This is a genomic window from Bacteroides caccae, from assembly GCF_002222615.2.
GTDB classification, from domain to species: domain Bacteria; phylum Bacteroidota; class Bacteroidia; order Bacteroidales; family Bacteroidaceae; genus Bacteroides; species Bacteroides caccae.
Genome location: NZ_CP022412.2, coordinates 795185 through 808452 on the forward strand (window position 1 = coordinate 795185; position 13268 = coordinate 808452).

The following is a 13268-nucleotide window of genomic DNA, read 5'->3' on the forward strand; positions in this document are numbered from 1 at the left end:
TAACAACCATTATGAAAACCTTTATCATCGAAGACAAACAAAGAATCGAGTCTATTATTCTTCATTGTGACGTTTGTTTTGTAGGTATAGTCGATATGGAAGGTAATCCATACGTAGTTCCGATGAACTTCGGTTATGAAGACGGCATTATCTATCTCCACTCCGGGCCCGAAGGCAGTAAAGTGGAAATGTTGGAACACAATAATAATGTCTGTATCACTTTTAGTCTCGGACACAAGCTTGTCTATCAGCACGAAAAAGTGGCTTGCAGTTACAGTATGCGTTCTGAAAGTGCGATGTGTCGCGGAAAAGTAGAGTTCGTTGAAGACATGGAAGAAAAACGTGGCGCATTGGACATTATCATGTGTCATTATACGAATAATGAATTTAATTACTCCGATCCGGCTGTCCGTAATGTTAAAGTATGGAAAGTACCGGTAGACCGGATGACGGGAAAAGTATTCGGCCTGCGAGCTGATGAAAAGCCATAGATATGAAAAAATTAGTATGTGGACTTACCTTGTGTCTGTCTGTCGGCAACATCTTTGCCGGCAGTACAAAAGACATATACAAGAAGAATTGGATTGACTTTAATAAGAACGGAGTCAAGGACGTATACGAAGACCCTGCCGCTCCTATTGAAGCCCGTGTTGCGGATTTGCTGTCGCAAATGACGCTGGAAGAGAAAACCTGCCAAATGGCTACTTTATACGGTTCGGGGCGGGTATTGAAAGATGCATGGCCCACTGCCGAATGGTCAAAGGAAATCTGGAAAGACGGTATCGGGAATATTGACGAACAGGCGAACGGATTGGGTAAATTCGGTTCCGAACTTTCTTATCCGTATGCCAACAGTGTAAAGAACCGCCACGAAATACAACGCTGGTTTGTAGAACAGACACGGTTGGGCATTCCCGTTGACTTTACCAATGAAGGAATACGCGGATTGTGCCACAATCGGGCTACCATGTTTCCTGCCCAATGCGGACAAGGTGCCACGTGGAACAAGAAACTGATCCGAGAAATTGCGAAAGTCACTGCTGATGAGGCAAAAGCGCTCGGATATACCAATATTTACGCCCCGATTCTGGACATTGCCCAAGACCCGCGCTGGGGACGGGTAGTAGAGAGTTATGGCGAAGATCCTTATCTGGCAGGCGAACTGGGAAAACAAATGATTCTCGGTCTGCAAGCCGAAGGGCTGGCAGCCACTCCGAAACATTTTGCCGTCTATAGTATCCCGGTTGGAGGACGTGATGGAGGTACACGTACCGACCCGCACGTGGCTCCGCGTGAGATGAAGACTCTTTATTTGGAACCCTTCCGCAAAGGAATTCAGGAAGCAGGAGCCTTAGGGGTAATGAGCTCTTATAATGATTATGACGGAGAACCTGTCTCCGGGAGTTATCATTTCCTTACTGAAATTCTGCGTCAACAATGGGGGTTCAAGGGATATGTAGTATCGGACAGTGAAGCAGTGGAATTCCTGCATACAAAACACCGCATTACCCCGACTGAAGAAGAAATGGCGGCACAAGTAGTAAATGCAGGACTGAATATCCGCACCAACTTCACCCCGCCACAAGATTTTATCCTCCCTTTACGCCGTGCAATCAGCGAAGGAAAAATCTCTTTGCATACCCTCGACCAACGTGTAGGTGAAATCTTACGTGTCAAATTTATGTTGGGGCTTTTTGATAATCCGTACCCAGGTGATGATCGTCATCCAGAAACGGTAGTACACAATGCCGCTCATCAGGAGGTATCTATGAAAGCGGCTTTAGAGTCTATTGTTCTTCTGAAAAACGAGAATCAGATGCTTCCGTTGTCCAAGAGCCTCAACAAAATAGCAGTTATCGGTCCGAATGCAGAAGAAGTGAAGGAACTGACGTGCAGATACGGCCCTGCCCATGCTCCTATCAAGACTGTATATCAGGGAATCAAAGAATATCTGCCTAATGCAGAAGTCAGCTATGCAAAGGGATGTAACATCATTGACAAGTATTTCCCGGAAAGTGAATTATACAATGTTCCTTTGGATACACAGGAACAAGCTATGATTAATGAAGCAGTAGAACTGGCAAAAGTTTCGGACATCGCTATTCTTGTATTAGGCGGAAATGAGAAGACGGTTCGGGAGGAATTTTCCCGTACCAGCCTCGATCTCTGCGGGCGTCAGCAACAGTTGTTGGAAGCTGTTTATGCAACAGGAAAGCCAGTAGTTTTGGTAATGGTAGACGGAAGGGCAGCAACAATCAACTGGGCCAACAAATACGTTCCCGCTATTGTGCATGCCTGGTTCCCCGGTGAATTTATGGGGAATGCTATTGCTAAAGTCCTTTTCGGAGATTACAATCCGGGCGGTCGTCTGGCTGTAACTTTCCCGAAGTCAGTAGGACAGGTTCCATTTGCATTTCCATTCAAACCCGGCTCCGATTCAAAGGGGAGAGTCCGTGTAGACGGAGTTCTTTATCCTTTCGGATATGGGTTAAGTTACACTACTTTTGAATATTCAGCCTTGAAGATCTCCAAACCGGTTATAGGTCCACAAGAAAACATGACCCTTTCGTGTATCGTAAAGAATACCGGGAAAAGAGCTGGAGATGAAGTAGTTCAGCTTTATATTCGGGATGATTTCAGCAGTGTGACTACCTACGACAAGATGTTACGTGGCTTCGAGCGTATTCATTTGCAACCGGGAGAAGAACAGACAATCAGCTTTACCCTTACTCCTCAAGACTTGGGGTTATGGGACAAGAACAATCAGTTTACGGTAGAACCGGGTAGTTTTTCAATAATGATAGGAGCTTCATCACAAGATATACGGTTGAAAGGAAGTTTTGAAGTGCAATAAACCCCAATCAATAATATAAATCCATAAGAACCGGTAATAATTTTGTTTTCCTCACTAAAAAGTGAAACAGAAATTATTACCGGTTCTTCAGATATCTATTTTCATCTATCAGTTCAACAGATTGATTCTATTAAAGTTTACTGACTTCACTATCTATATAGTCTGCTCTATTCCTTAACCACGTCTTCAACTCTTTCACTTTTGTATCGAATGAACGAGTATTTTCCCATAATTCACTATTCCTTTCCACAGAGGGTTTAAGCATTACAGCATAATCATCTACATATTGTAACAATGCATCTAGCTTATTATTCTTGAAATCTTGCCAAGTTCTCTTATATATCGCTTTCACACGGCTATCTTGTAGAAAGCGTTGGAAAAATGCCGTACCGACTCCATTCATGCTACTTGAAAATAACGGTGTGTTGTAACGTCCAAAATGATTACTCGTACCTTCATAATCATACGCCCAATCAAAATCCCAGATAGGTCCCATTACATACTTGCCATTTCCTTCTTTATGGAGAAAAACACTTTTAGGATGATTTATCTCCATGTTGTGTACCAAGTTAAAGGTTATCAGAAATTTGGCAACCGATTCAATATCAATCATGTCTACATAGCTATTTCCTTCTAACGGTTCTTTTGCAAATTGTGTCGTGAATGCATTAAAGTCCTTCTTCCAATATTCAAATTGCTCTGTGGTCAAATCAGGGTCTTTCACCATTACAGGGAGGTTAAATGCAGTCGATTTAAACTTAGGCTCATCATCCCAATAAGAATCAAGTTCCCACATGACACTGTTGTTTTCATCCAAATCTACACGGTTTTCTTTAACCTCTATCTGTTCGGTCAACAAGTAAGAACCTTTATAAATTCCGTTTAAAACCACATCTACAGGAATTGCATGATTGGTAAAAGGAAGTTCCAGCAGCCGACCTATCTTGAATGCAACCGAATTAAGCATTAACGTAGGATCAAGATGATTTGCCAACAACACATAATTCTTGGCTTTCCCCAAACCACAGATCTCTGCTTTCTTATTAAGTTTCAGTCGATAAGGCTTTTTAGGATATCCCCACGTTGAATTGCCGCGTCCCTTTATCTCGGTTTTAACTATACAACTTTCATAAGTACTTTTTCCATTGACAGTCAAAGTTCCACTCTCATAAGAGTCTTTACTCTGTATTTCCGAAATAGAAGAATCATCTGTGGTAATGACTAGCAGAGAAACAAGGTCCAATAAGAATTCCATCTTTACCGTATATTGAAGAATTTCTCCATTCCGCATTATGAACTTATAAATAACCGGAGAAGAAAAGTCATTCTCCGTCACACCACTTATTTGTTCCACATCATCTATTAAAACCTTCACTGCATTAGAACTAAACTCTGCCACTAGTTTAGATTGTAAAAACTTATGAAGAGATACAACCTCACCTTTTTCAATCGAACATACAACATCAGCAGTCAAGAATGCATTATTCTTTTTCAAAAAGCGGAAAGCAGAAAGCACTCCGGTATCTTTCAATGCAATTTCCACTGTATATTGCTGTTTACTGCCATCTTCTGCTTCCACAGTAAAAACCAATGGCTGCGAATAATCATTTGAGGTAACTCCGGATTCCTGCTCAACTCCATTTATCGTGATAGATTTTCCATTATATTCGAATACGGCAATTAATGATTTCAAATCATCATACTTATCCAATGGCAATGTAATCACACTCCCCTGAATAGAGGCTTCCACATCATTTGCGACCTTACCTTGATTATCACTTTTCAAAATAGAAAAGTTCAGCAATTCCTTCGTTGAAGAGATTGGGGGTTCTTCGTCTTTACAGGCGGAGAATAGTAAGAGAATAGTTACTAAAATCCCTAAAGTATTGTTTAACATAGTATTAAATAAAAATGGTTACTTGGCAAATATACGATTTTGCCAAATAACCACCCGATTATTCTCTCTCTTTTTTCTAAAATTCAGTGTATCATAAAGGATATTCCTCAAAAGCATACAAAATAGTAGACAAATAACGTTCGCCTGTATCGGGCAGCAACGCCACAATCATCTTCCCTTCATTTTCCGGGCGTTTTGCCAGTTCTGTCGCCGCATAAACAGCAGCACCCGAAGATATGCCGACCAGCAATCCTTCCAGCTTCGCCAGTTCACGGCTTGTACGAATGGCATCATCATTCTGCACCCGAATAATTTCATCTACGACGGAAGCCTTGTAAGTCTTCGGAATGAAACCCGCACCGATTCCCTGAATCTTATGAGGCCCAGGCTTTCCTCCGGAAAGAACCGGCGAATCAGACGGTTCTACCGCTACCACCCTCACACTGGGGTCGCGCATCTTCAATGCTTCACCTACTCCGCTAACTGTCCCGCCAGTACCCACGCCGGCCACAAAGATATCGACTTTCCCCTCGGTATCTCTCCATATTTCCAGGCCGGTAGTACGTAAATGCATGGCGGGGTTAGCAGGATTTTCAAATTGTTGTAAGATAACAGAGTCCGGAGTTGCCGCTTTCAGTTCTTCCGCTTTGGCAATTGCTCCTTTCATACCATCCGCACCGGGAGTCAGGACCAATTCTGCTCCCAAAGCTTTCAAAAGATTGCGGCGTTCAACACTCATCGTGTCGGGCATTGTCAATATCAACTTATAACCTTTGGCAGCAGCCACAAAAGCCAGTCCTACTCCGGTGTTGCCACTAGTCGGTTCTATAATAGTAGCTCCCGCTTGCAAAACACCTTTTACCTCAGCGTCTTCAATCATCGCCAAAGCAATACGGTCTTTAACGCTTCCGGCAGGGTTAAAATATTCAAGCTTCACTACCAGGCGAGCTTTCAAATTCTTACTCTTATTATAATTACTAAGTTCCAACAACGGAGTGTTACCAACCAGGTCCGTCAATTTTCTTGCTATCTTCTCCATATATATCCGTTTTAAATTCATACGTTTTAATATATGACAAAGATAGCGCGGATTCTGTTCAGGCGAAATACCACAGATGTGGTAATTTCATACCACATCTGTCTTACAGAAAATCTGCCCGCATCGGAGTAAATGTGTCAATCAGCACGCCTGCTTCGAGACAAACACAGCCATGAGGTTTATTAGGAGCCACATAATAGCCATCTCCTGCCGATAGTATTTCTTTCTGTTCGCCAATCGTTAATTCGAACTTTCCACTTACCACATAAGTAGCCTGACTGTGATGATGTTCGTGCATTGTGCCGACAGCTCCTTTTTCAAACTGCACTTTTACCATCATCAACTGTTCGTCATAACCCATTATCTGACGACGGATTCCCGGACCCGGGTTCTCCCACTTCAGTTCCTTTTCAAACTGGAAGACTTCACTACACATCTTCATATTTATCAAATATTAATCTATTAAATAAAAACAAAGATAGCCTTTTAGTCCATTGACAGCAAAAAATCTCATAAATTATCCTGAAATTACTCGACTTAAAACAAGATTGAGTAATGTCTTATTTTTTATGTCAGAATAATCGTTATCTTTGTACGGATCATCTGATATGCATCAATTACATTCACTATTAATCTCTCTCTTATGAACACATTGAAAACTGTCTACATAGCTACTATTATCACCGGATTATTCACCGGACTGTTCTTATCTTCTTCCGCATCCGCGCAAGATATCTCAGGAACTTGGCACGGAAAACTGACTGTTCCCACCGGGTCGCTGACTATCGTATTCCATATCAACCAAGCGGCTCAAGGAACTTATGTAACAACGCTCGACAGTCCCGACCAGGGAGCCAACGGCATAAAGACACAAGCTACCTCTTTCAGTGATTCCATATTAACTATTCAGATACCTGTTATTTATGCTTCCTACAAAGGAAAATTGAAAAGTGACAAAACGATAACCGGAACATTCACACAAGGAATGCCTATCCCATTGAACCTGGAAAAGGGAGAAGCAAGCCGTCCCAAACGTCCGCAGGAACCTCAACCACCTTTCCCTTATAAAAGTGAAGAAGTTACAGTAAGAAACGAACAGGACGGAATTAACCTTGCGGGGACATTAACTCTTCCCGAAAAGGGAAATAAATTTCCGGCAGTAGTGTTGGTGACAGGAAGCGGTGCGCAGAACCGGGATGAGGAGATCATGGGACACAAGCCTTTCCTAGTCATCGCCGACTATCTGACGAGGAACGGAATCGCCGTATTACGCTGTGATGATCGTGGCACAGCCGCCTCACAAGGCAACCATGCAACAGCCACCAACGAGGATTTCGCAACGGACACGGAAGCTGCCATCAATTACCTGCGCGGCAGAAAAGAAATAAACACAAAGAAGATTGGCATTATCGGACATAGCGCAGGCGGAATCATAGCATTCATCGTAGCTGCCAAAGACCCGGCGATTGCGTTTATTGTTTCATTGGCAGGAGCCGGCGTAAGAGGTGACAGCCTGATGCTGAAACAAGTAGAGATGATTTCTAAATCCCAGGGAATGCCGGATGCGTTCTGGCAAGGAACGAAACCGTCGATACGAAACAGGTATGCCATACTGCAACAAGCAGACAAAACCACAGATGAACTTCAAAAAGAGTTATATGCAGATGTTACCAAAACCATGTCGTCCGAACAACTGAAAGACTTGAATACCGTACAGCAGATTTCCTCCCAGATAAGTTCCATGACCTCCCCCTGGTATCTTCATTTTATGAGATATGACCCGGCTAAAGCCATGAAAAAAATAAAATGTCCGGTACTTGCCTTAAACGGAGAAAAGGACATTCAAGTGGAGGCGGCTATGAACCTTACGGCTATCCAACAAAGAATCAGCGAGAACGGGAATAAGAATGTAACGGTAAAAGCCTACCCGAACTTAAATCATCTGTTTCAAACCTGTGAAAAAGGAACATTGGCGGAGTATGGGCAGCTAGAAGAAACCATTAGCCCAGAAGTTCTAAAAGATATAACAGACTGGATTCTTAAACATTCAGGAAAGAGCAATTGAAAAGGCAATCTCTATTAATAAAAAAAACCGCAATAATATTATTATAAACACAATTATTAAAATCCATAGTCTTACATACGCAGCATTGTATAAATTGACTTAAATCAAAATATTTCACACCGAACTCACTCTGCCCGATTTTGTTTTACCTTTGCACCCGCAAAAAAGAAAAAGGTAAAAAGTTACAGGTATCAGGTTAAGTTTGGTATGAAAAAGAGTCTTATCGCATTGGCGTTCGGCACCCTGGGATTAGGTATTGCCGAATTTGTAATGATGGGTATTTTGCCCGATGTGGCAAAAGATTTAGGGATCAGTATCCCTATGGCGGGACATTTCATTTCCGCTTATGCATTAGGCGTCTGTGTGGGTGCCCCCGTGTTGACATTAGCCCGCAAATATCCGTTGAAACATATTCTACTGGTATTAGTTACCCTGATTATGATAGGTAATATCTGTGCTGCAACAGCTCCCAATTATTGGATATTGCTTGCTGCGCGCTTCATCTCCGGACTACCACACGGAGCATATTTCGGTGTCGGCTCCATTGTTGCCGAAAGACTGGCTGATAAAGGGAAAGGTTCGGAAGCCGTTTCGATTATGATTGCCGGAATGACCATTGCCAACCTATTCGGTGTCCCATTGGGAACTTCTCTCAGCACTATGCTTTCCTGGCGTGCCACTTTCCTGTTGGTCGGCATCTGGGGAATCGTTATCCTGTATTACATCTGGCGTTGGGTACCTCACGTAGAAGGCTTGAAGGATACCGGCTTTAAAGGACAATTCCATTTCTTGAAGACTCCGGCTCCCTGGCTCATTCTCGGTGCTACGGCGTTAGGCAACGGTGGCGTATTCTGTTGGTACAGCTATATCAACCCTATGCTGACGAATATTTCCGGTTTCTCCACCGAAAGTATTACTCCGCTGATGATTCTTGCCGGATTCGGTATGGTCATGGGAAATCTTATCAGCGGGCGCCTCTCCGACCGCTATACACCCGGAAAAGTGGGAACTGCCGCACAAGCATTAATATGCCTTATGCTACTTCTCATTTTCTTCCTTTCTCCCTACAAATGGACGGCTGCTATACTGATGTGCCTCTGCACGGCAGGGTTGTTTGCCGTATCCAGCCCCGAACAAATACTGATTATCCGTGTGGCAAAAGGCGGCGAGATGTTGGGGGCTGCCTGCGTACAGGTCGCATTCAATCTGGGAAATGCCATTGGCGCTTATGCAGGGGGATTGACTGTTAGTGAAGGCTATCGTTACCCCGCCCTCACAGGTGTTCCTTTCGCACTGACCGGATTCATCCTGTTTCTGATTTTTTATAAGAAATATCAGGCCAGATACTAAAGGAGGTAACTAATTCAAAGTTAGCACATATTTACTCCTCATAGTTAATAAAGTCATGCATAACGAGTACTAATTAATAGTATCCGAACAACTAAATCTTAGAGAGATTAAGATTAATTTATTTCGCTCGCGTCTTGTATCAACTCATACCATACATATTAGAATTTATCACAATTGCATTTTCTTCCCCTTTTACTTGAAAATCAATAATTTATTTTTATCTTTGTGAGAAGTGTGAGTCTTTCGTTTCTAATCACCTTCAAAAACGACGAATATGAAACAACAGTATCTGTTCGACTGCTTCTCGCAGCAAGCGTTGCAAACCCTGCATCGCTACCGTGCTGTTATGTTTAGTCCTACCCTCCGTACTATGTAAATTGCAATTTGAGATTCTTTTTTCACATTTTCTCCATTTACATAATTCAGATTCTTATGGACAAACAATATCAACCGACCCTTACCGAAGTACAGGATTGGGTACTTAAACTGTATAATACTTGTGAACAAACGATTACGAAAGCCGAACGCCTGGAACAGCATAAATATGCCGTCATGGTGCAGCGCCCGCAAGACAAGAAATTCCTCGTGAAGATGCTCGACGAATCCTCGCAAATCCGCGACCGGAAGATACTCGCCAAACGTATCAAGACTCTCCTTGACCAGTACGGTGTCCCCGAATTTCTGAACAAACGGGATGCTTTCTTATTCAAAATGTATCAGGCATTCGGACATCATTTCGACTTTATCGCTATCCCGATTATCAAAAAACACCTGCGCATGGATACCTCGCAAGTTATTATCAATGAGGAACGCCCGCAACTCACGAAGCATCTGGCTACCCGCTTCAAAGAGAAAATCGGGCAGAACGTGAATCTTTTAGGCGAGGTGGTGCTTGGCAACGAAGAAGCCGATCACCGCTATCATCACTATCTGGAAGCTCTTGAATCACCCGACATTAATTACATCTCAGTGAAAATATCGGGAATCTACGCGCAGACACACGCTCTGAACTACGAAGAAAGTTTCCCGGAACTCGTTTCACGAATGTCCGCGCTTTATCAGAAAGCCATTGATTTTCCTTATACGGACGAAGACGGAATAAAACGCTCCAAGTTCATCAACCTGGATATGGAGGAATATAAAGACGCCCACTTCACATTGCGCCTCTTCAAAGCAGTACTCAACCTGCCGCAATTCAAGAACTATTCGGCAGGAATCGTCGTACAGGCTTATCTGCCGGATGCATACGACTTCCAAACCGAGTTGCTGGAATTTGCCAAAGCCCGCGTAGACGGAGGCGGAGCTCCTATCAAAATGCGTCTGGTGAAAGGCTGTAATCTGGAAATGGAAACGGTTATCTCCTCCCTGAAAGGCTGGCCGAACCCGATTCGTCCTTCCAAAACAGAAGTTGACGCCAATTATCTGTGCCTGTTGGAACGTGGACTGATGCCCGAAAATGCCCGGGTTTTACATCTCGGGGTTGCTTCTCATAATCTGTTCTCGATCGCTTATGCTTATCTGCTGGCTCAGAAGTATGGGACAACCGGATATATGACCTTCGAAATGCTCGAAGGAATGGCGAATCATCTTTGGAGAGCGCAGTCAATGCTCGGTAACCGGGTGATTCTATATACTCCGGTAGTGAAAAACGAACATTTCCTGAACGCCGTCTCTTATCTTGTCCGTCGCATGGACGAAAATACAGCACCCGACAATTTCCTGACTCACTCCTTCAATCTGAAACCGGATACAAAAGAGTGGGACTTCCTCGCAAAGCAGTTTGAAGAAGCCTATGCTATGAAAGATCACCTCACGCATGTGTCTCCACGCGTTCAGAACCGTAATCTTCCGTACACTCCCGTCGCCCCATCGGACACAATGCAGAATGAACCGGATACGGACTTCGACTTGTCACAAAATCAGGAATGGGTGCGCCGTATCTTTGCCAAATGGAAGAAAAGCGGAACGGAAGAACCGGAAATCATTCCTTTACAGATAGGTGCGGAAACAGTAGTATGCAAAAACCGCTACAAATACCTCGACCGTTGCCAGAATGACGAGGTCTGTATCTGTGAAATGTCACAGGCGGACAGTGCTCAAGTGGAAAAGATTATCGAAATTGCCGAGACAGATCCTGCCGGGTGGAGAAAAACCACACTGGAAGAACGCCACCGGATTATGTACGAAGCAGCCAACCGGCTCGCTGATATGAGGGGTGACCTGATAGGTTGTATGTGTGCCGTAACCGGTAAAACTGTCATTGAAGGTGATGTAGAAGTATCGGAAGCGGTAGATTATGCCCGTTTCTACACGACAGCGATGAAGAAATTCGCCGCATTAGATGATATAGAGATAAAACCGAAAGGTACCATATTGGTCATTTCACCGTGGAACTTCCCGTGTGCCATTCCCGTAGGCGGTATAGTAGCCGGACTGGCGGGAGGAAACACCGTTATCCTGAAACCTGCCACCGTAGCGGCTCCGGTTGCCTGGATGTTCGCCAAAGCTTTTTGGGATGCAGGTGTACCGAAAGAGGCCTTACAAGTCATCATCACCAACCGGGAAGCGCTGAAAGTGCTGACTACCGCCCCTGCAATCAAGCATATCATTCTGACAGGAGGAACAGACACCGCCCAGAATATCGCAAGAGCCAATCCGGTAACTCCGCTATCAGCCGAAACGGGAGGCAAAAACGTCATTATCCTCACTGCATCGGGCGACCGTGACCATGCTATCATGAACATCGTCGCTTCCGCCTTCGGTAATGCCGGCCAGAAATGTTCCGCCTGCTCTCTGCTATTGGTCGAACGTTCGGTCTATGAAGACAAGAACTTCCAAAGCAAACTGAAAGATGCGGCAACGAGCCTGAAAGTAGGCAGTGTCTGGAATCCCGGAAATATTGTCGGTCCGATGATTACCAATAAGAACGACAAGTTGCTGCAAGCCTTCAACCTCGAACCGGGAGAATCGTGGCTGGTTCCTCCCCGTTTCATCGATGAGAAAGAATATATGCTGGCTCCGACCGTGAAATGGGGAGTGAAACCGGAAAACTTCTCTTTCCGAACCGAGTTATTCGGCCCTCTGCTGAGTGTTGCCTGCATCGAGAACCTTGAAGAAGGAATTAAGTTAGTCAATAGCCTGGATTACGGGTTAACTTCGGGATTACAGAGTCTTGATGAAGAGGAACAAAAGCTGTGGAAAAACTCCGTAATAGCAGGCAACCTGTATATCAACCGGGGAATCACCGGAGCAATCGTCAACCGCCAGCCATTCGGTGGAATGAAACTGTCTGCTTTCGGAGGCGGTATCAAAGCGGGAGGTCCCAATTATTGTACCTGTTTTGTAGAAATCACAGACAAGCCGGACAGCCAGACTGATTACATAGACAGTTATTTCGACGCTTGTGAGGAAGAATTTATGGACCCGAGGGATGTTAATAAGCTATACGGAGAACAGAATGTCTTCCGTTACTTACCTTTGAAAAGCATGATTCTACGTCTTTTTCCGGAAGACACAGATAGAGAGGTCAATATGATCTCATACGCCTCGGAACTATGTAGAACACCTCTCACTATCAGCTTCGACCCCTCGGATGACCGTACTGCCGCACTTACTCAATATGGCTGGCCGCTTCGAAAGGAATCACTGGAGGACTTCCTGAAAGTGATGCCGGACTATGAAAGAGTACGTACTTGTTCTCCGAATATCCCCAAATGTATGTATGAACGTGCCGCGGAAACCAATATGTATATTGTGGCAGCGCCTCCTATGAAACAGGGACGCATCGAACTTATTCGCTACTTCAAGGAACAAAGCATTTCTTTCGAATATCACCGGTATGGTAGTATTTCCGAAGTGCCGCCTTACGAATAATTAATACTAAAATCCCCTTATTCTGTGACTTTACTTTCCATACTAAAAGTAAGCCGGAATAAGGGGAAAAGACAGAAAGTATACCAAGTTTCCTTTATTAGCTCAAAAAATGATTATCTTTGCAGACTAAAAATGAACAACTTGGTAACAAACACTCTTTTTTATCCGGGTATTGCCTCCAAATCATTGT

The 13268-nt window shown here is 43.9% G+C and carries 8 protein-coding genes; 5 read left to right on the top strand and 3 right to left on the bottom strand.

All coding sequences use genetic code 11. The features are described 5' to 3' along the window. The first annotated feature begins 11 nt into the window (after positions 1 to 11). Together CGC64_RS03210 and CGC64_RS03215 are read left to right on the top strand one after the other, a co-directional pair. A complete protein-coding gene (locus tag CGC64_RS03210; protein WP_005676715.1) occupies positions 12 to 491 on the top strand; it encodes a pyridoxamine 5'-phosphate oxidase family protein in 480 nt (159 codons plus the stop codon). A 2-nt stretch (positions 492 to 493) separates the two neighbouring features. Next, on the top strand, positions 494 to 2854 hold the full coding sequence (locus CGC64_RS03215) for a glycoside hydrolase family 3 N-terminal domain-containing protein (RefSeq protein ID WP_005676716.1): 2361 nt from the start codon (positions 494 to 496) through the stop codon (positions 2852 to 2854). 130 nt (positions 2855 to 2984) lie between these two features. On the opposite strand, the gene CGC64_RS03220 is transcribed toward CGC64_RS03215, so the two are convergent. From CGC64_RS03220 to CGC64_RS03230, 3 genes are all read right to left on the bottom strand, one after another. Beyond that, positions 2985 to 4751 carry a CotH kinase family protein gene (locus CGC64_RS03220; RefSeq protein WP_005676717.1) on the bottom strand — a complete coding sequence of 589 codons (1767 nt, stop codon included), beginning with the start codon at positions 4749 to 4751 and terminating at the stop codon, positions 2985 to 2987. Positions 4752 to 4842: 91 nt separating this feature from the next. Beyond that, entirely contained in the window at positions 4843 to 5790 is a 948-nt protein-coding gene (gene cysK, locus CGC64_RS03225) for a cysteine synthase A (RefSeq protein ID WP_032855090.1), read from the bottom strand. Between the two features lie 103 nt (positions 5791 to 5893). Continuing rightward, positions 5894 to 6232 carry a cupin domain-containing protein gene (locus tag CGC64_RS03230; RefSeq protein WP_005676719.1) on the bottom strand — a complete coding sequence of 113 codons (339 nt, stop codon included), beginning with the start codon at positions 6230 to 6232 and terminating at the stop codon, positions 5894 to 5896. A 201-nt stretch (positions 6233 to 6433) separates the two neighbouring features. On the opposite strand from CGC64_RS03230, the gene CGC64_RS03235 reads away from it, so the two are divergent. From CGC64_RS03235 to CGC64_RS03245, 3 genes are all read left to right on the top strand, one after another. Next, positions 6434 to 7855 (top strand): alpha/beta hydrolase family protein, encoded by a 1422-nt coding sequence (locus CGC64_RS03235; RefSeq protein ID WP_005676720.1) that lies wholly within the window; start codon positions 6434 to 6436, stop codon positions 7853 to 7855. 207 nt (positions 7856 to 8062) lie between these two features. Then, a complete protein-coding gene (gene araJ, locus CGC64_RS03240; protein WP_005676721.1) occupies positions 8063 to 9205 on the top strand; it encodes an MFS transporter AraJ in 1143 nt (380 codons plus the stop codon). A 432-nt stretch (positions 9206 to 9637) separates the two neighbouring features. Further along, positions 9638 to 13078, top strand: coding sequence for a bifunctional proline dehydrogenase/L-glutamate gamma-semialdehyde dehydrogenase (locus CGC64_RS03245; protein WP_005676723.1), 3441 nt, complete (start codon positions 9638 to 9640; stop codon positions 13076 to 13078). Positions 13079 to 13268: the final 190 nt, after the last annotated feature.